General features: G+C 62.8%; 21 protein-coding genes and 1 pseudogene. 9 read left to right on the forward strand and 13 right to left on the reverse strand.

Going from position 1 to position 22,093, the window contains the following annotated elements; all coding sequences use genetic code 11:
- Nucleotides 1–80: 80 nt before the first annotated feature.
- From PV761_RS22265 to PV761_RS22275, 3 genes and pseudogenes are all read left to right on the forward strand, one after another.
- A pseudogene (locus PV761_RS22265) lies at nt 81–1,664 on the forward strand (alpha-galactosidase); the annotation flags it as partial.
- Between the two features lie 27 nt (nt 1,665–1,691).
- Nucleotides 1,692–2,081 carry a GH36 C-terminal domain-containing protein gene (locus PV761_RS22270; RefSeq protein ID WP_347899772.1) on the forward strand — a complete coding sequence of 130 codons (390 nt, stop codon included), beginning with the start codon at nt 1,692–1,694 and terminating at the stop codon, nt 2,079–2,081.
- A 351-nt stretch (nt 2,082–2,432) separates the two neighbouring features.
- A complete protein-coding gene (locus PV761_RS22275) occupies nt 2,433–3,464 on the forward strand; it encodes an NADPH:quinone reductase (RefSeq protein ID WP_347899759.1) in 1,032 nt (343 codons plus the stop codon).
- 1,778 nt (nt 3,465–5,242) lie between these two features.
- Here PV761_RS22275 and PV761_RS22280 read toward each other — a convergent pair.
- The 5 genes from PV761_RS22280 to PV761_RS22300 form a co-directional block, all read right to left on the reverse strand.
- The gene (locus tag PV761_RS22280) at nt 5,243–6,085 is read right to left on the reverse strand and encodes a transporter substrate-binding domain-containing protein (protein ID WP_347899760.1); all 843 of its coding nucleotides are present in this window, start codon (nt 6,083–6,085) and stop codon (nt 5,243–5,245) included.
- A gap of 83 nt (nt 6,086–6,168) precedes the next feature.
- Nucleotides 6,169–6,831, reverse strand: a complete 663-nt coding sequence (locus PV761_RS22285; RefSeq protein WP_028270717.1) for an amino acid ABC transporter permease — start codon at nt 6,829–6,831, stop codon at nt 6,169–6,171.
- Complete coding sequence (locus PV761_RS22290; RefSeq protein ID WP_028270716.1) at nt 6,831–7,478, reverse strand: amino acid ABC transporter permease; 648 nt, start codon at nt 7,476–7,478, stop codon at nt 6,831–6,833. Before PV761_RS22290 ends, PV761_RS22285 begins: the two co-directional genes overlap by 1 nt.
- Before the next feature lie 7 nt (nt 7,479–7,485).
- Nucleotides 7,486–8,277: an amino acid ABC transporter ATP-binding protein gene (locus PV761_RS22295; protein WP_347899761.1), complete on the reverse strand. Its 792-nt coding sequence runs from the start codon at nt 8,275–8,277 to the stop codon at nt 7,486–7,488.
- A gap of 134 nt (nt 8,278–8,411) precedes the next feature.
- A complete protein-coding gene (locus tag PV761_RS22300; protein ID WP_347899762.1) occupies nt 8,412–9,773 on the reverse strand; it encodes an NAD(P)/FAD-dependent oxidoreductase in 1,362 nt (453 codons plus the stop codon).
- Between the two features lie 157 nt (nt 9,774–9,930).
- Between PV761_RS22300 and PV761_RS22305 the strand changes: the two genes are divergently transcribed.
- Nucleotides 9,931–11,295, forward strand: coding sequence for a GntR family transcriptional regulator (locus tag PV761_RS22305; protein ID WP_347899763.1), 1,365 nt, complete (start codon nt 9,931–9,933; stop codon nt 11,293–11,295).
- Between the two features lie 676 nt (nt 11,296–11,971).
- On the opposite strand, the gene PV761_RS22310 is transcribed toward PV761_RS22305, so the two are convergent.
- The 4 genes from PV761_RS22310 to PV761_RS22325 all read right to left on the reverse strand — a co-directional run bounded on the left by PV761_RS22310 (nt 11,972) and on the right by PV761_RS22325 (nt 15,114).
- Nucleotides 11,972–12,739: an FCD domain-containing protein gene (locus PV761_RS22310; RefSeq protein ID WP_347899764.1), complete on the reverse strand. Its 768-nt coding sequence runs from the start codon at nt 12,737–12,739 to the stop codon at nt 11,972–11,974.
- Nucleotides 12,740–13,075: 336 nt separating this feature from the next.
- Nucleotides 13,076–13,843: an SCO1664 family protein gene (locus tag PV761_RS22315; protein WP_347899765.1), complete on the reverse strand. Its 768-nt coding sequence runs from the start codon at nt 13,841–13,843 to the stop codon at nt 13,076–13,078.
- Nucleotides 13,843–14,397 carry a DUF3090 domain-containing protein gene (locus PV761_RS22320; protein WP_028270711.1) on the reverse strand — a complete coding sequence of 185 codons (555 nt, stop codon included), beginning with the start codon at nt 14,395–14,397 and terminating at the stop codon, nt 13,843–13,845. The genes PV761_RS22315 and PV761_RS22320 overlap by 1 nt, the downstream gene beginning before the upstream one ends.
- 24 nt (nt 14,398–14,421) lie before the next feature.
- On the reverse strand, nt 14,422–15,114 hold the full coding sequence (locus PV761_RS22325) for an MSMEG_4193 family putative phosphomutase (protein ID WP_347899766.1): 693 nt from the start codon (nt 15,112–15,114) through the stop codon (nt 14,422–14,424).
- Between the two features lie 321 nt (nt 15,115–15,435).
- On the opposite strand from PV761_RS22325, the gene PV761_RS22330 reads away from it, so the two are divergent.
- From PV761_RS22330 to rox, 5 genes are all read left to right on the forward strand, one after another.
- Complete coding sequence (locus PV761_RS22330) at nt 15,436–15,720, forward strand: metalloregulator ArsR/SmtB family transcription factor (protein WP_347899767.1); 285 nt, start codon at nt 15,436–15,438, stop codon at nt 15,718–15,720.
- Nucleotides 15,717–16,112, forward strand: coding sequence for a VOC family protein (locus tag PV761_RS22335; RefSeq protein ID WP_028270708.1), 396 nt, complete (start codon nt 15,717–15,719; stop codon nt 16,110–16,112). Before PV761_RS22330 ends, PV761_RS22335 begins: the two co-directional genes overlap by 4 nt.
- 140 nt (nt 16,113–16,252) lie before the next feature.
- Nucleotides 16,253–16,576, forward strand: coding sequence for a VOC family protein (locus PV761_RS22340; RefSeq protein WP_347899773.1), 324 nt, complete (start codon nt 16,253–16,255; stop codon nt 16,574–16,576).
- A gap of 248 nt (nt 16,577–16,824) precedes the next feature.
- Nucleotides 16,825–17,661, forward strand: a complete 837-nt coding sequence (locus PV761_RS22345) for an alpha/beta hydrolase (RefSeq protein WP_347899768.1) — start codon at nt 16,825–16,827, stop codon at nt 17,659–17,661.
- A gap of 516 nt (nt 17,662–18,177) precedes the next feature.
- Nucleotides 18,178–19,632, forward strand: a complete 1,455-nt coding sequence (gene rox, locus PV761_RS22350) for a rifampin monooxygenase (protein ID WP_347899769.1) — start codon at nt 18,178–18,180, stop codon at nt 19,630–19,632.
- A 6-nt stretch (nt 19,633–19,638) separates the two neighbouring features.
- On the opposite strand, the gene PV761_RS22355 is transcribed toward rox, so the two are convergent.
- From PV761_RS22355 to PV761_RS22370, 4 genes are all read right to left on the reverse strand, one after another.
- The gene (locus PV761_RS22355) at nt 19,639–19,911 is read right to left on the reverse strand and encodes a MoaD/ThiS family protein (protein WP_028270705.1); all 273 of its coding nucleotides are present in this window, start codon (nt 19,909–19,911) and stop codon (nt 19,639–19,641) included.
- Nucleotides 19,912–19,916: 5 nt separating this feature from the next.
- Nucleotides 19,917–21,044 (reverse strand): GTP 3',8-cyclase MoaA, encoded by a 1,128-nt coding sequence (gene moaA, locus PV761_RS22360; protein WP_347899770.1) that lies wholly within the window; start codon nt 21,042–21,044, stop codon nt 19,917–19,919.
- A 39-nt stretch (nt 21,045–21,083) separates the two neighbouring features.
- On the reverse strand, nt 21,084–21,272 hold the full coding sequence (locus tag PV761_RS22365) for a hypothetical protein (RefSeq protein ID WP_028270703.1): 189 nt from the start codon (nt 21,270–21,272) through the stop codon (nt 21,084–21,086).
- A 98-nt stretch (nt 21,273–21,370) separates the two neighbouring features.
- The coding region (locus tag PV761_RS22370; RefSeq protein WP_347899771.1) for a BCCT family transporter at nt 21,371–22,093 on the reverse strand (723 nt) is incomplete at its 5' end.

The following is a 22,093-nucleotide window of genomic DNA, read 5'->3' on the forward strand; positions in this document are numbered from 1 at the left end:
CGATCCGGGACCACTGATCATCACTCAAAACAGAAGTTCGCGACACCCCTCAAGCATTCCAGCCAGCACGCCACCGACTTAGGAGACACGCCCTACGTGGATCCTTCGACGGCATTGGGTGGTCACCGAAATTCCAGGTCCACACTGTGGCCCTAAATGGCGCCCCAGTGACCGGGTTCGCATCCGCCGGAGCAGGTCGAGTGCTGGTCGGCGCAATCGACGACGCACAACGGCTGCGCCTTGACCTGACATTGGACCTGCTTCCCGGCGGGCTGATGCGCAGCCGGGCGAAACTGACCAACCTGCACGAAAAAACGTACGCGGTCGACGATGTCTCCCTGGCCTTCCCGATTCCTGCTGAGGCAACGGAATTGCTGGATTTCGCGGGAAGCCACAACTGTGAACGGGTTCCGCAGCGCGGAACCCTGCGCACAGGGACGCACCTCCGTGAGAATCGAAAGGGCCGGACCGGCTCTGACAGTGCCTTCATACTGCACGCCGGAACTCCTGGATTCGGATTCGGCAACGGTGAAGTCTGGGCCGTCCACACGGCATGGAGCGGAAACCACCACCATTTCGCCGAACGCTTTTTCGGCGATCAGCTGCTCGGCGGCGGAGAACTGCTACTTCCCGGCGAAGTCCGGCTGGGCCTCGGCGATACCTATCAGAGCCCCTGGGTTTACGCCTCCTACGGGACGGGCCTTGACACCGTCGCCAAACGTTTCCATGCCCATGTGCGGAGCCGCATTTCTCCGGTCTCCGCAGATCGCCCCGTGACCCTGAACGTGTGGGAAGCCGTCTACTTCGACCACGAAGAAGAAAAACTCATCGACCTGGCGGAACGTGCTGCTGCCGCCGGCGTTGAGCGCTACGTGCTCGACGACGGCTGGTTCGGTTCGCGACGCGACGACACCTCAGGGTTGGGGGACTGGGTTGTCTCTCCGGATGTGTGGCCGGCCGGACTGCACCCGCTGGTGGACCGCGTCCACGAACTGGGGATGCAGTTCGGGCTATGGTTCGAACCCGAGATGGTCAACCCGGACAGCGATGTGGCCCGCGACCATCCGGAATGGATCATGGCGGCCCGCTCCGACTGGCCCGTTGAATCGCGCAGCCAGCAGGTCCTCAACCTCGGAATCCCCGAGGCGTACGAGCACGTCAAGACGCAGATCCTCGCGCTCCTGTCCGAATACAAGCTGGACTACATCAAATGGGACCACAACCGGGACCTCATCGAGGCCGGAAACCAGCTGGAGGGCGGACGTCCAGGTGTGCACCGGCAGACCCTGGAGTTCTATGCGCTGCTTGAGGAAATCCGTTCGGAGCATCCAGGGCTGGAAATTGAGTCATGCTCTTCCGGCGGAGCCCGCGTGGACCTCGGCGTTCTGGAGCACACTGACAGAGTCTGGGTGTCGGACAACATCGACCCCCACGACCGGCAGGCAATGCTCCGCTGGACCACGCAGCTGCTGCCGCCCGAATACCTGGGATCACACATTGCATCAGGCCGTTCCCACACCACTGGTCGCCAGCACGACCTCGCGTTCCGCGCAGGCACCGCCGTCTTCGGCCACCTCGGTGTCGAATGGGACCTCACCACCGCCACCGACAAGGAAATCGACGGCCTGCGCCGGTGGATCTCCTTCTACAAACAAGAACGCGGCTTGCTGCTCAGCGGGGACGTGATCCGCATGGACGGTCCCGATTCCAAAGTGGTGGTGCACGGCGTCGTCAGTCCTGATCGCTCCGAAGCGATCTTCGCGCAAGCGGCCCTGGACAGCCTTTACCCGGACCCTGCCGGGCGCCTCCGCTTCCGGGGACTTGACCCTGAGGCGAGGTACCACGTGGCACCAGTCTTTACCGGGCCCACACCATCCGGACTGGCCCCGCCGGAATGGTGGGGCCAGCCGAAGGCCGCCGGCGTGCACATTGAACGGACGTCCCTGCGGGCAGCCGTCCAGAATGGCGTCAGTTTCCCGGGCGCCGTGTTCGCAGGCAGTTCGCTGGAAAAGGTTGGTGTCGCGTCGCCCAGAATTCACCCCGATCAGGTGGTTCTGTACCGGCTTTCCAAAGTCGCCTAAGCCAGTCACTCACGGAAGTGCGACGGCGGCACTCACCTGAGTGCCGCCGTCGAAGCGCGCCACGCGTGCCGAACAGCGGCGCGTGGTCGAGGACGCCGGTGATGGAGCTAAGCGGCGAGATTGGCGTGTGGACAATGGCCACTTTGGGCCTCGGACTGGTTCGTACATGGTTCGGATCGGGCGCGGATTCCGCATGGATCCGGGAGTTCCCAGTGTTTGCAGGGGGAATGCAGTTCGAGTCCCACCTCGGGCACGCATAACTCCTCGTCAGAGGGGTTTTGCTTCAAAATTGTCAGCATCTGGCCCGGCACGCTGCGGGAATTTCGGTCTGGGCCGGCGTTAGGTTTGAGTATGAAATCAATCGTGTACCGTGCCACTGGCGATCCGTCTGTTCTCGAGCTCGTCGACCGCGAGATCCGCGACCCGGGGCGTGGGGAGGTGCGCGTAAGGGTCGTGGTGTCCGCCGTGAACCCCACCGACTGGAAGTCGCGTCGCGGCGCCAAACCGGGTGAGCCTTTGCCCTTCGCGGAGGTCGTGCCGAACCAAGACGGCGCCGGCGTGGTGGACGCCGTCGGACCCGGCGTCGAACGTTTCCACGTCGGTGACCGGGTTTGGCTGGCCCTGGCCGCCTACCAGCGTGCCGACGGCGGGACAGCCCAGGAATTCGCCGTCCTGCCGGTCGAGCGAGTCTTTCCGCTGCCGGAGAACGCCGGGTTCGACGTCGGCGCGAGCCTGGGCGTTCCCGCGATCACCGCCCATCGGGCCCTGACCATCGCCGAGGACGGCCCGCGGCGGCTGCACCCGGGAGCCTTGGACGGCAAAGTGGTTCTGGTCGCGGGAGGGGCCGGCGCCGTGGGCCATGCGGCGATTCAGCTCGCCAAGTGGGCCGGCGCCGTTGTGATCACGACCGTGAGCGGACCGGCGAAGGCTGCGCTGGTCACGGCTGCCGGCGGCGATCACGTCATCAATTACCGGGAAGCCGACGCGGCCGCGGAAATCCGTCGGATCGCTCCCGACGGCGTTGACCAGATCGTGGAGGTGGCACCTGCGCAGAACGCGGAACTTGACCTGGCAGTGATCCGCAACCGCGGCTCCGTCGCCGTCTACGCCAACAACGGCGGCGACTCGATGAGCCTGGACGTGCGCAGGCATTTCAGCCTCAACGTCCGCTACCAGTTCGTGCTGCTCTACACCGTAGGCATGGCGGCGGTGCAAGCCGCCGCCGAGGATATCAATGCGGCCATCGCCGACGGCGCCCTTCCGGTGGGCGAGGCCGCAGGCCTGCCGCTGCATCGCTTTGACCTGGCTGACACGGCTGCGGCCCACGCGGCGGTGGAAGAGAGCATCGTCGGCAAGGTGCTGATCGACGTGTCAGCGGGCTAGCCGATCGCTCGTCTTTCGCCTCGGCGGGATCATCAGGCCGAGCAGCCAAGGGCGCTCGATCTGGCAGAACCCTGTGCTGAACCGACTGCCCTTTGGTGTCTCGACGTCGGTGACGAGCGCGTTGTCCGGGACGCGCCCTGTCTCCAAGCGGGCCTCGCCGGCACCGTCATTGTCGGCGTGTATGGTGGCCTCACTATTGCAGGGATTGAGAGGGCGGCGCACATTGAACATTACTGACCTGGCTGCGTCGGATGTCGGACGGAAAATACGCATCGTGGGTTTCGGGGGAGAATTTGAAATCCACGGAATCTTGGAACGGGTCACTTATGAATGGACCGTGCCTCACCCTGAGCAGTGGGGGTCCTCGCCGGAGATAGCGTCAGTCGGTTTAACTGTTAGCGGGTGGGAAGCGACCCTAACCCCGACAACGACCTGTGAACTCCTGACGGCTAAGGTGACCGACGGTCGGACTACGGAATAGCAACGTAAAGAGAGGGGCCCGATCCAGCAATGATTCGGGGCCCTCGGCCGCTTGGAAAATGGATGAAGGCCCCGCGGCGGCGGGACCTTCATCGTCATCAGCGCTGACGCTGGATTCGGAGAGTAGCACGGTCAGTTGAACTAAAAACTGCTAAAAACATGGTGCAGACGACTCCTGACATTTCGTGCGGACGACTGCAGACAGGGCAGACGGCGGGCCAATTCTGCTGATCGCTGCAGATGGGCGCACCATCGAAAAGCCCCCGATCCGGACGCAATGCGTCAGTTGGGTGCGTCCGCAAGCACACCAGGTGCGGCTGATCCGGTTGCTTGCTGCGCGAGCCGCGGGCTGAATCAGGGGTAGCGTCCCCAGGGCCAAGTCACGGTCTGACCACAGTTTCTCAGTCCAACTTCCGAGTGAAGTTCACGTTGTTAGCACGAAAGTCAGCCGCCAGTAATTTTCAGCATTGTCAAATGCGCTGCCGGCTCTTAGCATGACACCCTGGGGAACCCGTCGAGAGTATCTCTATATGAATCAGGGGTTTCGAATGAAGAAGCCAAGAGGGCGAACTGTTGTTCCGGCCGGATACGTGCCGTACTCGTCCGGGGTTGGCGTGAGCTAAGCCAGCGGTACAGCAATGCATTCTCAAAAACCTCCCAGCCCAGTGACGTGATCGCGCCGGGGAATGGTCTATTCGTTTGGCGCCTTGCTGACTAAAGGGAAACAGCTTGGGAGCCACATCGCCAAAGCTGACATGTCTTCGGAAGTTCCCGCCAGGGCATTGCCAAGAGATCAGAGATCCACAGTGAAAAACCCAGCAAAACGGATTGGCCTACTGTTTAGCCTGGTTGTCACCCTCTTGCTGACCGTGGGTGCGGCCCCAGCTGCTGCCAAACCAGAGTCGTGTTATATATTTCAGTACATTGCCCAGCAGCATGTCCACGGCGGGTGCTGGGCAGGAACCGGAGAATTCAAGATCTGGGCTCAGTGCCATGAACCCTGGGGTCACGTTCATCGCGAGAGCGCTTGGGTCGCAGCCGGATTCCCGAACGCTGCTGATGTGAGGTGCGCGGGAAGTCTTTACCGCTACGGCATGGTCAAACGGAACTAATTAGCTTCGGACCGTTCTTTTCGCGCCACCTGAAAACTCCTAACCAGGCGGGCTTGCGCCCAAGAACGCGGTGGCGGCCGGATTGCGGCGAAGATGCGATCGCATCAGACCGCCCGTTGTGGGCACACGTCAGGCGACGTCGGGAGGAGACCACCCGACGTCGCCTGAGGTGCGGCATGTTGTGTGTCAGAGTTCGCTCGGTGCTCCGGGGTCGCCGACGGCGGGGTCGATTCCGTATTTTTCGAGGACCTTCTTAATAGTGCCGTTTTCGCGGAGCTTCTTGATGTCCTCGTCCAGCGCCTTGCCGAGCGAGTCGTTGTCCAAAGCCGACGGAAGCATGACTTGGCCGACCGCAGCAAATTGAGGGACATTGGCATTCGGCTTCACATCCACCACGGTTGCACCCTCGATGGGGGCATCTTTGAATCGGTACGTGGCGGAAGCAGAGGACGCCACCAGGGCGTCGATACGGCCTGCTTTGAGGTCGCCGTAGATGGATTCGTCGTCCTGGTAGATTTTGAACTTGTCCCCGAGCCACTTTTGCATGCTGGCGTTCCAGAGGTTGCCGGCCACCGAGCCGATCGTCTTGCCCTCAAGATCGTCGCTTGTGAGGCCCTTCGTGGAGACGATTGCCTGCGGGTCGCTCCATAGGGGTGTGCTCATGTAGACAATCTTGGTCCTCTCCTTAGTGCGGAGCCAGTTTCCCGATCCGATGTCGACGCGCTTTGACTGTACGGAGGGGATCACCGCTCCCGCACCGCCCGAGGTGCTCACGGTGACTTTCAGGCACTCGAGTTTGGCGATCTCGTTGATCAGGTCTCCTTCCATGCCGGTGACGTTGTCGCCGCTCAGGATGGTGGCAGGAGCATAGTCGTAGCTGGCGACTGTGAGTTCGCCCTGGGTAAGGGTCTTGAGATCCTTGTGCGCCGGGGTGCAGCCGCCCGAGCCGCTTGCGGCTTCGCTGCCACCGCAAGCGCTCAGGGATAGGGCGAGCAGACCGGCGGCGGTACCTGCGGAAAGCGCGCGCACGAGTGTACGACGAGATCGTGACATGGTTTCTCTTTCTTTGATGGGGTGCTGAGGCAAACCCCGGGATGATGTAACGGAACGGGTCAGTTGCGTTGCAGGTGGCGGCCGAGTCGCTGTTCCAAGAGCCTCACAAGGCCGAGGAACACGAGCGTCAAGGATCCGTAAATCACTGCGGTCAATGTGTAGACGCTGAGGTATTCGAACGTGATGGAGCCAATTTCGAATGCCTTAGACATCAATTCGGGCACCGCGATGACAAAGGCGAGTGCACTGCCCTGAAATACCAGGACTGCGAGACCGGCCAACGGCGGGGTGGAAATCCGCAGTGCCTGCGGCAGGATGATGAACCGGAATCCCGTCCAGCCGCGGAGCCCTGAGGTGAGGGCCGCTTCTTTTTGTCCCAAAGGCACTGCGGCAAGTCCGGCGCGGAAGTATTCCGAGGCGTATGCGCCGGTATTCCAGGTCAACGCGATAATCGCGGTGGTCAGGGATGTCAGGGTGATGCCGGCATCCGGCAGGCTGAAGTACAAGAGGTACAACAGCACAAGGGCCGGCAAGCCCCGTCCAATCTCAACGAAGAAGAAGGAGATCCACTGCAGGGGTGCGAGTTTCGCCGCTGCCATCACGGCGAACAGGAGGCCGAGGGGGAATCCGAAGAGCAGCGAGAGTCCGGTCAACTGGAGGCTGACAAACAGACCCGGTGTGAGGTTGGGCAACCAGCCGAGCCATTGCGTGAGGATGTCCATTACGCCACTCCGATCTTCCTGCGCAGCGTGAGGTCTACACGTCGGGCCACGAGGGCGACGACGAGGCTGATCACGATGTAGAGCGCCCCGGCAACGACGAAGGAAAGCAGGCCTTCGTGCGTCTGCTTCGCGCTTTGCTGGGCGTAGTAGGTGATCTCACGCACTCCGATGGTTGACGCCAGGGCGGAGTCTTTGAGGAGCCCGATGCCGTACGTGGCGATCGCGGGCAGCGCGACCCGGAAGGCCTGCGGTGTGATGATGTGTGCCACTGTGGTGACCGGGCTCAGCCCGAGGGCGTGGGCAGCTTCCCGTTGGCCGTCGGGGATGCTGAGCAGTCCTGAGCGGTAGATCTCGGCCATGAATGCCGAGGCGATGATGGAGAAACCTATTATTGCGGCCTGGATGGTTGACAGCCGCAGCGAGTACTGGGGCAGGCCGAAGTAGATCAGGAACAGCCAGGTGATCGGCGGGATGACGCGGACGAAGTTGATGTAGAGGGTGGCAATGGTGCGGATGATCGCGATGGGTGAGCGGGCGGCGCCGACGAGCACCAGGCCGATGACGCCTCCGATCAGGAGTGAGGCGCCGGTTACGTAGAGCGTGAGTCCGACGCCTTGGGCAATCGAGGTCAGGAGTTGGGTAATCATCGCCGTCTCACCTGTCCAGCACGGCCTTGAGGAACTGCCGGGTGCGTTCGTTTTGCGGGTCCGACATCACCTGCTCGCTGGGTCCGATTTCGAGGACGCCGCCGTTGCCCATCACCATGATGCGGTTCGAGACGTCGCGGGCGAAGTGCATTTCGTGGGTAACCACTAGCATGGTCATGCCCTCGTCTGCGAGGTCCCGCATGACGGCGAGTACCTCCAGGCCGATCTCGGGATCCAGGGCGGAGGTTGGTTCGTCGAAGAGCATGACCTTGGGTGAGAGTGCCAGAGCCCGGGCGATGGCGATGCGTTGCTGTTGCCCTCCCGAGAGCCGGGCCGGGTACGCCATGGCCTTTTCAGGAAGTCCAACCCGCTTGAGCAACTTGTTGGCAACCTCCTCCGCCTGTTCTTTGCTTGAGCCCAGCACCTTTCGCTGGGGCAGGGTGATGTTCTCCATCACGGTCAGGTGAGGGAAGAGATTGAAGCTCTGGAACACCATTCCGGTGACTCGCCGGAGGTGGTCCAGGCTCGCCTTGTCCGGCAATTTTCCGCCGGCAACAACGTGGGCTCCGCCAATCGCGATCGTGCCTTCGCTGGGGGTTTCCAAGTAGTTCAGGCATCGTAAGAACGTGCTCTTGCCGGCGCCTGATGGGCCGATGATCGAGACTACTTCGCCCTCGGCCATAGAGAGATTTACACCCGACAAGACCTGGACGACTCCATATCGCTTGCCAAGCCCGGACACCTCGACCGTGCCGGAGAGCGCGGTTGGGGGAGCTTTTGTGCCAAAACTTAAGCCCATTTTTGGTTCCTTCGATTAACTGACGCATACAACCCGCACTCATGGACGGAGCGTTGATGTGAACTGGGCCGCAGGTGCTTGTGGCCCTTGTCACACCTAAAGCATACATCCTTGTATGATTAAGGCAATAGCTTTTACGATGATTGCGCGGTCATCCCTGTTGTTACGCCGGTGAGGATGTCGTGGCTGACACGTCTGGCCTCCGAATACGCCCCATGCGTACCGGCCGTCTCGGAGGAGTAGTCGCCTGCAAAATGCAGAGTGCTGGCAACCGGAGCCTGGAGCAGCGGAAGAGCGGCGGCCCGGGTCGGTGTCAGCAACGAGAAGCAGTGCTGCCACGACTGGATGCTGGCCCCGCGGATGTGCCCCCGCAGTTGCGGTGCCACAGTCAGGAATTCCTCGATCCACTGTTCCAGCACGCCTGAGGTGGGGTCGTTGGCTTCCGGGATGTATCCGGCCGAATTGCCGTAGCAGACAAATTGGGCCTTTCCGTCCTTGCGTCCCGGCCTTGGATTGATGACCACGTCGAACATGCGCCCGGCGGTGGCGATGAACGACCAATCGTCAATGCCGGCCAGTTCCGGTGCGCTGATGTCCACAACAACGCCAAGCTCGGTGGAGCCGGGTGTCTGCACGGACTCCAGGGCCTGGCTCTTCCATTCCGGCAGCCGGACCATTCCGGCAATCCGTGGGGCAGGAACCGCCATAATCACGTGCCTCGCGGTCACATCCTGGGGTTCGATGGCGGGCCCCGAGCCTTCATCAGGCCCGGCCGCAGAGATTCTTGCGCTCCACAGTCCATCAACATCCTGGTGAATGAAGTCCACGCGATGATGCATTCGCACCTCGGTGCTTTGCAGGGCGTTGGCTAGTGCGGCGGGAATGGCCTGCATGCCCTTCAGGCAGACCATCCGGTTCTTCTTCTCCCGCACCAGATAACTGGCAAAGTACCTTAAAGCGTAGGTCGCGCTTAGTTCTGAAGGATGAGCTACCGAGCCGCCCCGGATTGCTGCGGTGAGAATTTCCTGGACGTTTTGGGGTAGATCGCTGATTCGCGACTGGGCGGATTCTTCGCCAAAGCCCGGCGTGGCCGGACGAAGTTGTCCATCCACAGTGTTCGCGTAGTACTCCGAACTCGCCCGCTCGATGAACGCCCGGAGGCCGTTTCGCGACTCCTCTTCGAGCGGGAGTCGCTCAACCAGGTCATCGTGGTCGGTCGATACGATGGTTGTGCCGTTGGTGTGGATCCCAAATGTCGTCGGTTCGAAGGGTTCCAGGGCTACGCCCAGTTCCACTGCCAACTCATGCGAAGCCGTGCCGGTGTACACGAACATGGCACCCATGTTGACCGGTTCCCCGTTGATGTCCACGGTCTTTGCACGCCCGCCAAGCCGGCCTGTTTCCTCCAGGATGATCACTTTCTGGCCCGCGCGCTCAAGGTTGTAAGCGGCGGCCAGCCCGGCGGGGCCTCCACCAATGATGGCGACATCGTACATTTGCTCTCCTTTGGGAGTTGGTTGGGGTGCGGTCCGGGTGATCGATAGGACCCTTCGGTCTCCATGATTGGTCGCACCTTCGATGATGGGAATACCAACGCGGGGAAGCGGTGCAGTATTGAGTCTTTGAGTCAGGCCATGGGCCTAGACTTGCCGCATGGGAAGTGCAAGTGATCGCGCAGAACTCAAACGTGCCGTTTTGACGGCGCCACTCTGGATGCAATCAACCAAAAGTTCCAGTCGCCATGTTGCTGAAGCTGTCGGCCTGAGCCAATCGTTCGTGGCGCGGACCTGGCAGGAGTTCATGACGCCCGACCAAACAACCAAGTCGATTAGTGCCATGCTGGCGGAGCGGCAGATGGTGTTGGTCGGATTCGCCGTGGGACCGTCGGGCTCCTGCCTCGTCTTGAGTCCCTCCCGCGCGTCGCGTGCCCGGTACCCAGCCGGTCTGTCAGCCAGCAGCAAGAGACGACTGCGGGCGGTGCTGGCTGCGGATCTGCTTCTGGGTGTCCCCCCGGATCGGGAAACCACGGGTCACAGCCAGGACCTGTGGATGTCGCTGGAATCCGCAGGGCATAGCCTTACCGAAGCCATTATTCTGGTGAGCGGCAGTTTTGCAGTACCCGCCGGCGCGAGGCCGGCAGCGCACCTGGCCGATGCGTGGCAATGGCAGAGGCTGCTAGCTGCCCTTGACCTCCTGCCGGAAGTGCCATCCGGGACGCTGTTGGCGGACCTGGAGGGGCGTATCCGCCGGTGGTTCCAAGGTGGGCGGACACCCTTCGCGTGGACGGTTGATCGCAAAGAGTCCACCTCTATGGGTTCAAGTTCGGCCGAAGTCCTGCGGGCCGGGAATTTATTGGCCGAGGATATTCTTTCGGTAATTCGCCAGGGGCTTGTCGACGGAACATTCTCCGGCGAGAGCGAAATTTCGATGGGGGAATTGGGCCGTTTCCTGGGCGCACCCGTGCGGGACATTCGAGCTGCTGTTCGCGCGCTCACCGAGGATGGGTTGGTTACCGCCGCCAGGTCAGATTCCGTGGTGGTGCGAGTTCCTTCCCTTGATGACGTCGCGGAGACCTACATGGCCCGGCGTGCTTTGGGAGCGATCGTAGTTCGGGCGGCCAGTCGTTGGAGTCCCGAAGGGCGCTCCCGGGTCAGGAATCACCTGGATGAGCTGGGCGATTGTGCTCGGCGCAACGATATAACCCGGGCCCATTACCTGGATATGGATTTCCAAATCGCACTGTTTGAGGCATCAGGCCTGAACCGAATACCGGCAATGTTGGAGACGCTTACTAAGCAGGCATTCATGAACTTTGCAGTCCTCGGGGCACGATACGCATTTTCACCACAAACAATCCTTGAACAAAATACGGAAATCTTTGAATCGATCGATGCGGCGGATCTTCGAGGAGCCACCTTGAGTTGGCAGAACAAAATGGATGACGGCCTCAACTACATGGCCCAGCACATCGCCGCCATGAATGCTGTGAATCAGGGCAAAGGCCTGAACCGAAGCTAACCCCTCGGGGAAGTTCGCCCGTCATGGCGCTGGGCAAACGCGCCGAGGTCGTGGTCGATCACTCCATAACGGGCCTCTCGTGCCGCAAGTTCTGCCTCGGTTTCCACCACATGTTCCCGTTGCAGTTGAACGGCAGGCTGGAGCGCGGGCTCCGTGGGCCTTGCGGCGAATCCGAACGATGTTCTCCGCCGCCACTGCACGGCCCGTGTAGAAGACCCGCGTCTCAGGGCCGAGTCCCGCTTCGTGCACATGTGCCAAGGCCATGTCCGAGGTTCTTCGGTGACCGCACCGCAGCCGGCCTGCACTCACAAAGCGGGAAGACCGGATTGCGGGTCTTGTCGCCGAGGTTGCAGCAACAAGGACATCGCCGCCGAGCTTGTGGTTGCGCCCCACACGGCCGACGGCCATGTCGAGGGCATCCTTGCGAAGCTGGGTTTCACGTCGCGCACGCAGATAGCGGTCTGGCTCGCCGGCCAGACCGGGCCGGGACTAGTGGCTGCTCTCTGACCTGGCTCCTTGTAGCGGATTTCGGCTGTGACGCCCGGCAGCCCAAGGGGGCGGGAGCGCCGAAGTCGATGTAGGTGCCCACTGCCAGACCTCCCGTCCGCGAAGACCCCGTTGAGGCTGGAGGAGATGGCGTCAGCCCCGGTGAAGGGCCGCGTCCAGGGTGTACATGTCACGCACCTTCTTCCGGCCGCATGGTCAACCTAAGATGCTGCTCAATCAAGAATTCAATCTCGCTTCGGCTATGGCGCTCCGCAGCGCGGGCTGCAACATCCCCGTCCCGGCCCTTGATCGCCTCGACGATCGCCATGTGCTGTTTGACCAGTTCGTCCGCGCTGCCCGAGTGAGCCGGCACGCCCCACCATAGCGTCATAAGTTCGGCCTCAAGTTGGAGCGCCGCCGAGGTCAATCTGCTGGATTGCGCGGCGATACTGATGGCGACGTGAAACCGACTGTCGATGCGACGCCGGGCCCGTTCCTCCACGGTATTGCTGTGGTGACTTACCAAGGCTTCCAAATGTTCAACATTCTGAGGATCTGCCCGTCTTGCGGCTAGTCGGGCAGACATTGCCGCGATGGCCGCACCGAGGTCCCCGAGGTCCCGGAGCGATTCCGTGCTTGTTTTTCTGAGCTTGTGCTGCAACTGACTGTCGGAAAGTTCTACTTGGCGGCGGATAACGCTCCCGCCGCTGCGGCCGCGGCTGGTTTCGATGAGGCCCTTGGCCCGGAGGGCGGCCAGGGACTGGCGAAGGGTGATCGGCGAGATGCCCAGTTCGCCGGCAAGGACGGATTCCGTTGGCAGCCGATCACCCTCGGTCAGAATGCCCATCAAGATTGCCGTCTCGATCTGGTACGACACTTGTTCTGCGCGGCCCAGCCCTTCCGGTTCGCTGCCGCGCAGCAGCAAGAGCAGGTCCAAAGCGCGAGTGGAGATAGCCATACTTTGCATCTAGGGGAACCGTCCTGCCACTCATCAACGGGAGCGGGCCGCAAGCACGCTTTCCTATTACATTGAATCTTTACATATTCAAAGTTGTTTCGTAAGCACCCAGCCCAGCTACGCGGACCAAACGTTTTCCTCACATCGGAAATGCGGTGCCGTGTGTCGACGATGCACGCTTGTGGTCCTCGGGTGGGCACAAACTGGTTTAGATGAGGCCTTCTACGGGGGGCTTTTGAAGGCCGCGGCCGGACTCAATAATGATGAGGGCCGTCGCTACCTCAAGTGACAGGCCATCAACGTGATACAGCCTGCGGAGCCGTAGCCTTAATTCCCTTAGAACAGCGGCCAGGGTACCGCCGGCATCTCACCGCTCGGAGCCGGAAACCGCCCTGCCCGGCGCAACCGGGCGCAGCGCGCGGCGAGCGATGCGATTTCTTCGGCGCTGAGCAAGTCCGCCAGTTTTTGGCCCAGCCCACCGTGGAGTCCTTCACTGACACGATCGATGCCCTCGCGTTCCTCAGGGGTGAGGGCGTCTCCTATCCATCCCCACAGCACCGTGCGCAGCTTGTGGTCACGGTGAAAGGTGAGCCCATGGTCCACGCCGTGCCGGTGTCCGTCCGCCATGGCAAGAATGTGATCGCCCTTGCGGTCGGCGTTGTTGACCACCATGTCGAACACCGCCATGCGCCTGAGCGCCGACGAGTCTTCGTGAACGAGGGCGACCATCCGTCCGGTCTCATCACGTCCCTCGAGGACTTGCTTCCAGCCCGTCTCCGGCACCTGGTCCGCCGCGACCAGGTTCACCGCGCTTTGGGCGGGGTCTTGCTCCTGCCAGAGCTGCACCATTCCTTCGCCCAGGGGACCATCGCGCAGCCAGGTGCGCGGCACGACGTCCCAGCCGAAGGCCTGCGAGACCAGGTAGGCGGCCACCTCCCGGTGAGCCAGGGCGCCGTGGGGAAAATCCCACAGCGGACTTTCGCCAGCTATCGGCTTATAGACGACCATCACGTCGCCGATGTTCCCCAAAAAGGTGGCGTTTGACGCCGTCGTGATGCGGCCGGTGAGCGTCAGCTCGGCGGTCACGAGGTCCGGCGCCGGCATCAGACCTCGGGAAAGGTGCAGGTGTGTCCGTCGGCGTCTATGGGGTAACCGCAGAGCGGGCACGCCGGACGCCCTGCGCCCACGATCTCCCGGGTGCGCTTGGCGAATGCGCGGGCGGTGCCGACCGGCATTCGCACCAGCAGCATTTCGGGCTCGTCAGCGCCGTCATCATTTAGCGATTCGTCGTTGTCATCGGCATCGACATCGGTGATGGGGTAGGCCTCTATTACGACCTGGGCAGTGGTTGGGTCCCAACCTAGGCTTATGGCGCCGGTACGGAACTGCTCCTGAACGGCTTCGAGCTGGTCATTGTCGACAAGTTCAATGGGAGTGCTTGTGGGAACGCTGAAGGGGTTGCCCTCGACCGTGATGAGCTGGTCGAGAATTTCGTCGATCTTCTCTGCGAGCAGGGCCGACTGCTGCTTCTCCAGGGCAATACTCACGATTTGCTTACCGGCGCGCACCTGCAGGTAGAACGTGCGCGCCCCCGGAAGGCCAATGGTGCCGACGACGACCCGATCAGGCCAGGCAAACTCGTGAACACGTGTAGGCATGTCAGTATTCTAGGCACATAAGGTTCATGGCGCCTTCTGCCCTGCACCGCCGCCCACCGGCGCATCGCCAGAGTGGATGCCTGTCGACAGCCAAGACAGATCACCCGCGTCGGTGTTGGTCGCGTAGACGCTCGGCCGACTCGCGCCGTAGCTCACGATCGATACGGAAGCTGGGCCCACGTTAATTCGCTGGAACAGGTCAAGGTGCATGCCGAGCGCGTCGGCGAGGATTGACTTGATGATGTCACCGTGACTCACCGCGACCCACACAGCCCCCGGCCCGTACTCGGCTTCGAACGCTGCATCGTGGCGTCGAATCGCTGCCACAGCCCGAGACTGCATCGCGGCCATGGATTCACCGCCGGGAAAGACGACGGCGGACGGTTGCGACTGCACAACCGGCCACAAATCCTCGGTCGCGAGATCACTGAGCGTGCGGCCTTGCCACTGGCCGTAATCGCACTCGGTGAGATCGAGATCGACCGGCGCGTACGGCGTGCCTGCCTGGCGGTCGAGGATGAGTTGGGCGGTCTGCTGACAACGCTCAAGAGGGCTCGACACCACCCCGACCACGGGCACGGCCGCGAGCCGGTCCCCGGTCAGAGCCGCCTGTTCGCGCCCGATCTGGTCCAGGCTGACGCCGACGGCCCGCCCGGCCAGCAGTCCAGAGGCATTGGCTGTGGTGCGGCCGTGCCGCACGAGAATAACTGTCGCCATGCACCCAGCCTAACCACAGGCTCGATGGGTGTGTGAACCGTACCGGGGCGCGCGTCGAACAGGGAAACGTTCACGTGAGGGCCCCTCGGCGGGTGACATGAGCGGTTCCGGCTGGGGAGGTGTTCTCTGCTTTTCAGTCGCTTCCCTGTGGGCCTTCACGATGTGGTCAGGGTCAGCTCCCGTCCTGCATGCATTCCTGCTGGCCCGGGGAGCTGGGTTTCCGTTCCTTGCAGTGGCTCTGGGCGGCCCTCTGTTTTGGCATGGCCCTTTGTCAAATTCAGAGCGTTGATATGCAAGTCAAGACTTGCCTATAGTGTTTCCATGGTCGATGTCTTCCGAGCTCTCGACGATGAGACAAGGCGTCTCGTCCTCGATGAACTGCTAGCGCACGACGGCCAAACCCTGTTCGAGATTTGTTCCGCGCTCACGATGCGGCACGGCATCAGCCTCACGCGACAGGCGATCTCGCAACACCTAGGCGTGCTCGAGTCGGCCGGCCTCGTGGTGACGGAGAGGCGAGGACGTTCCAAGTTCCACTACTTCAACCCAGGGCCACTCGCCGAGATCACGGAGCGATGGCCCACCAGAAAGAGGACCGAACAATGAAAATTGCCCTAACGAGCCTATTCGTCGACGATCAGCGAGCAGCCCTTGCCTTCTACACCGAGGTGCTCGGCTTCACGAAGCGCCATGACATCCCCCTCGGTGACAACTTCTGGCTCACCGTCGTGTCGCCCGACTCGCCTGACGGTCCGGAGCTGCTTCTGGAGCCCTCGAGCCACCCTGCCGTGAAGCCTTATCGGGATGCCCTTGTCGAAGACGGCATCCCACTCGCTCAATTCGCCGTCGACGACATCGAGGCCGAGCACGCCAGGCTGACCAGCAAGGGCGTGGTGTTCACACAACCACCGACGGACATCGGCACCGCTGTTGTGGCCGTCTTTGATGACACCTGCGGCAACCTCATCCAGCTCATCGAAATGAAGCCGGCCACCTGATCTGATCGCGGAGCTGTCGCCAGCACGCCAATCTCCTTGGACCGCCCGGCACATCATGAGCAAGCGGACCACCGGCCCAAGCGGCTCCGGAGCTGACGGGGGCATCAGGAGAAGGTCAATGGCATACCTATCCATTCCAGCTGACCTTTGACTGCCATGACATCGAGACAATGGCGCGGTTTTGGACGGTGGCCCTCAGCTATGACCTCCAGGAACCGCCGGAAGGATTTTCGAGCTGGGCGGACTTTGCCACGAACCAAGGCATCCCGGAGGAGCTTTGGCGTGTTGCTCTCGTCGACCCTGCCGGCAAAGGCCCCCGCCTGTTCTTTCAGCCGGTTCCCGAAGGAAAAAAGGCGAAGAACCGGGTACATCTGGACATCAATGTCAGCCAGGGCGGCGGGTCGCAGTGGGAGGGACGCCGTCTTGCCCTCGCCCACGCCGATCGCTGTGTGGAGGCACGCTGACGGACTCGACGCGGCAATGAGGAAGAACGTTAGACGCAAGGAGCGCTGGTTCAGGCTCGCCTTGGTCGAGCGGTTGCTTGCGGGCGAGTCCGCCCCGTTTCTGGCAGTGCAGGCCGCTTTGGCCCGCGGGATCGAATAGCGCCGTCGGCTCTCCGGGCGGGCCAGCTGTCGAGAGTGCTGGCCGCGGCACCGCGTGCAGTGTCAGGATGGGAGACACGACAGACGCGCAGGCCAGAGTAGGCTCGTGGATGACTGAGGAAACGACAGCCGAACCCGAAACGGGATACGCGTCGGTGAACGGGCTCCGGATGTACTACGAGCTGCACGGCGACGGCGGCACGCCACTGTTGCTCCTGCACGGCGGGCTCTTCGACATCGAGCTGCAGTTCGGCGCGCTGATCCCGAGCCTGTCAGCCGGGCGTCGGGTGATCGCGACGGATTTCCAAGGGCACGGACGCACCAACGACACCGACCGGCCGCTGGGCACTGCCGACCTGGCATCCGATGTCATCGGGCTTCTTGAGCACCTCGGTGTCGGGAACGTCGACGTGTTCGGTTTCAGCGTCGGCGGTGCGGTCGCGCTTGATCTTGCCATCCGCCACCCGGGACTCGTTCGCAAGCTCATCGTGTCGTCGGTGTCGTTCCGGCCAGAGGGTGACCGTGGCGGCAACGCCGAAGCGGTTGCGGAGCTGACGGTGGACATGATCGCGGGAACCCCGATGGAGAAACGCTACCTCGCCGTGTCGCCGCATCCCGACCGCCAGCACCTGCAGGGTCTGCTCGACAAACTCGCACGCTACGGCGCGGGGGAGAGTGGATGGAGCGACGACGAAATCCGCGGAATCGCGGCCCCGACACTCTTTACGGTCGGCGACTGCGACATGGTCAAGCTCGAGCACGCGGTGAAGTTCCTCCAACTGCGCGGGGGAGACGTGAACGGGGACTTCGAGGGCGTGCCTGCATCGCAGCTTGCGGTGTTCCCTGGCACAACCCATTTCTTCGGGCTCGCCCGGACTGAACTCGTGCGCGACGTCGTGATCACTTTCCTCGATGCACCCGCGCCAACCGGCTGGGCCGATCGGTGAGGGCTGCGCCACCAACGTTGGCAGAGTCTCCGCACCCCGCCCGGACTGCCTCTTAGGAGGGGCGGCCCACCCTCGACACCCGCCAAGAGCTCCTTCCGAGGCCCGCGACCTGGGACATATGGTCGCAGCACTGGAAGGGGCAGTGCCCGAGCCGGATCAGCCGGCCACGGATTGGCGGCCAACCAGGGGGCAGGCGAAGTCAGATCTATGTCGGGCTCCGGGGCACCTCCGGGAATCAGCGCCGGCGGATCCACAACATTTGTCAGCGGTTCCGCGTGCTGTGCTCGGCGGGTGTGCTGTCCCGTGCGTTCCCGAGGCGTCCTGAGGTCTTCGCAAGTCAGCACATACAAATGGCAAGGGGAATATATCTCCTTCCCATTTTCAGAATACAGCGCGCCGGGGGGCTTGCCGCAAGACCCCTCACCTCGACGAAAATGGTTGGCCGCGGCAAGAAAATCTTGCGGAAATGCGGACTGCATTGGGCCGTTCAGCGCGGGAAAATGATTTGGGGTTTATATGTTCGACGTGATCATTAGCGGCGGCGGGCCGACAGGGATGATGCTGGCCAGCGAGCTGCGACTCCACGACGTGGACGTGCTCGTGCTGGAGAAGGATGCGGAGCCAGGAACCGCCGTCCGTTCGCTCGGCCTGCATCCGCGCAGCATCGAGATCATGGACCAGCGCGGGCTGCTGGAAAGGTTCCTCGCACACGGGCAGCAGTATCCCGGTGTTGGCGGCTTTGCCGCGATCGACAAACCCCGAACGGCGAACCTGGACACCGCACACGCTTACGTCCTCGGCATCCCCCAGCCGGTCACCGACCGCCTGCTGGCCGAGCGCGCCGGCGAGCTCGGCGCCCAGATCCGCCGCGGCTGCGAGGTGACGGGTGTTGAACAGGACAGGGACGGGGTGAACGTCGGGCTCGGCGACAGCACACAGTTGCGCTCACGCTGGCTGGTCGGGTGCGACGGCGGACGCAGCCTGGTGCGCAGACTACTCGGCATCGGCTTCCCCGGCGAGCCCGCCAAGACCGAGTGGCTCCTCGGCGAGGTGGAGGTGACCACGCCGCCGGACGAGCTCGCGGAGGTGGCGGGCGAGGTACGAAAGACCCACAAGGGGTTCGGCATCGGCCCCACCGCAAACGGCCTGTACCGAGCTGTCGTGCCGGCGGCGACGGTGGCCGAGGACCGTTCGGTCCCGCCCACACTGGAAGAGTTCCGGACGCAGCTGCGGGCGTATGCGGGAACCGACTTCGGCGCCAACTCACCAATCTCGCTGTCCAGGTTCAGCGACGCCACCCGGCTTGCCGAACGATATCGAGTGGGCCGGGTCCTACTCGCTGGCGACGCAGCGCACATCCACCCGCCCTTGGGAGGGCAGGGTCTGAACCTCGGAATCCAGGACGCCTTCAACCTCGGATGGAAACTGGCTGCCGAGGTCAACGGGTGGGCACCGGAAGGGCTGCTGGACAGCTACTACACCGAGCGTCACCCCGTCGCCGAAGACGTTCTGACCATCACCCGCGCCCAAAGCGAGCTGCTCTCCACCGAACCCGGCCCGCAGGCTGTACGCCGGCTGCTGACCGAGCTGATGGACTTCGAGGACGTCCGCCAATTCCTGGCCGAGAAGATCACCGCGATCGGGATCCGCTACAACTTCGGCGAAGGGCCCGAGATGCTCGGCAAACGGCTGCGCGACATCCCGCTCTCACGGGGCCGTCTCTACGAGCTGACCCGCGAAGGCCGCGGGCTCCTACTGGACCAGACCGGAAAACTCTCCCTGACGGGATGGACGGACCGGATCGACCAAGTCGCGGACGTCAGCGGAGAACTGGACGCACCCGCGGTCCTGCTCCGACCGGACGGCCACGTCGCCTGGATCGGCGAAGACCAGAACGACCTGCACCACCACCTGCCGACATGGTTCGGAGCCCCCTCGGAGGACGCAGGGAGGATGTCGCCGGGAGAATGAGGTGCACTAACCGCCAGCGAAGGGCGGCAGCACGTCCACCACATCTCCCGCACTAAGCGCCGCACCGCGGTCCCGCAGTGCGACCTCGTTCCGTAAGAACGTGCTCCGGGTGATGACCTCGGCCAGCGAAAGAGCGGGGCCAGCCGCTCCCGCCATTCCGCGGTCGACGGTCAGCATGACTGCGATGAGTCCGTCCAGGGTGGTGCCGTCGGGAACATCGAGGTGTTCCTCTTCGACGCCTGCCGCTGCGCAGGCGGCGGCAAAATATCGAACGAGCATTCGTCTTATCCTCCGATGGCGCTCATGCTGCGGTCAGGCTGCACAAAGTCTTCAGTTCCAAGACCAGCGTGGTCCATGCCGTGCGCTCGCGGCTTCTTCCACATGGCATCCTGCCAAAGGTGCATGAGTTCGTCGTCCTCCGCACCAGCCCGCAGGAGCGCCAGGATGTCGAACTCCTCCCGTGAAAACAGACAGCTCATGATCTTTCCCTCAGCCGTGACGCGGGTACGCCGGCAGTCCGAACAAAAGGGTTCGCTGACTGAGGCAATGATCCCTACGGTTCCCAGAACAGTTCCGGACGCTTCGCCGGTAGCCGCGTGCCGTCGTCGTACTTCAAACCGTTCGGCCGGCGCGCCGTCCCGCTGGCGGCGATCCCGTTCCAGGACAAACTCTGCGGACAGCAGGGCGTGTATCTCAGGGGCCGTGATCATCCCGTGCTCAGTCCAGCCGCGTTGCGCGTCCAGCGGCATTTGTTCGATGAAGCGGAGCTCAATGTCTCGCTGCAAGGCCCACTCCAACAGCTCCGGGGCTTCCTGGTCGTTGACACCGCGCATCAGCACTGCGTTGATCTTGACCGGTCCAAGGCCCGCAGCGCGGGCTGCCTCGACGCCGGCGAGCACTTTGCCGAGGAACGGGCGCCGGGTCAGTTGGCTGAAAACCTCCTCATGCAGGGAATCCAGAGAAATATTGACCCGGGTAAGCCCGGCTTCCTTGAGCGCCTCCGCCTTCTTATCGAGCCCGACGCCGTTGGTGGTCATGGAGATGGGGAGCTCGGGATGACGCGCCCGAAGTGTGGCGATTACCTCGACAAGGTCCGGTCGGACCAGAGGCTCTCCTCCAGTGATTCGGAGTTCCCTCACACCCAGTCGCTCGACGCCGATGCCCACGATTCTCTCGATCTCACCTGCTGTCATGACGGCTTCCTTCGGCAGCCATTGCATGCCATTCGCCGGCATGCAGTAGGTGCACCGGAGGTTGCATTTGTCTGTCACGGACAGCCGCATGTCGGTTGCTTGGCGGCCAAAACGGTCCAGCAACTTCGAAGGCAGTCCGGCCGGCCGTGATGTAGGCGCGGGCCCCTGGCTATTGTTCCTGGCCAGGCGCAGTACTGGGATGCCCAGTTGAATGGTCATGGGTATATGGCTGATGCGGTGTGGCCGGTGCAGCCGCCGTCAGCGGGAACCGAGGTCGCTGTCAATATACGAGCCGGGGCGGTTGTCGTTGTCGTGGCGGCAGTTGCAGCCCCCATCCAGCTGCAGCCGAACGGTCACTGGACTTGAGGACTGCAACTGGATATCCACAAACTCCTTCCCGTGGCTGCTGATCCGGAGAGTCTGTTCTTGGTCGTGGAGCTGGGACATGTAGATAACCTTTGCTGTGCGTTGGAGGTGGGTGTGCCCGCCGGGTGGCACGGGCCAGGAAGCCGCGTGCCACCCGGCGGTTGGGACTGGTGGTGGTTTTAGTTGTTGTTGGGGTTTGTGTGGCGGGTCTGGACGGTGGGGATGCTGCCGGTGTGGGTGCCGCCTTGGTGGGAGTCGGGGTCCGGGCAGGTGTCGGCGCAGTCGTGTTTTGTGACGAGGTCGAATTGGATGCCGCCGTGTTGTTCTACGCCGGTGCGTATGGCGCGTTCGACGACGGATGTGGCCAGGCGTCGTCGGAGGGAGAGGGGGTCGCGTCGGAGGTCTTTGGTGAGGGCGAAGCAGAGCAGGAGCATGACGATGATGAATGGTAGTGCTGCGACGATGGTGATGCGTTGGAGGCCGGCCAGGGCTTCCGAGGGTTCGTCGCCGCCGGCCAGCAGCATGACTGCTGCCACGGCGCCTGTGAGGGTGCCCCAGAAGATCACTACTCCGCGGCGGGGGTGTTCGGCGCCGTTGGAGCTGAGTGATCCCATCACGATGGATGCGGCGTCGGCGCCGGTGATGAAGAAGATTGCTACCAGGATCATGGCCAGCACGATGACGGCGGCGGTGAGCCAGCCGGGCATGCCAAGGTTTTTGACCAGGTCGAAGAGTGCGCCGTCGAAGTTCACGGACGGGACGCCGTTGACTGTTGTTACCAGTCCGGGGGTGCCTGTTTTATCGGCTTCCTGTTGGACGTGGAAGGCGGCTCCGCCGAAGATGCCGAACCAGATGACGCTGACGACGCTGGGGACCAGCAGGACGCCGGTGACGAACTGGCG

The organism is Arthrobacter sp. CC3, assembly GCF_039907775.1.
GTDB lineage: Bacteria > Actinomycetota > Actinomycetes > Actinomycetales > Micrococcaceae > Arthrobacter.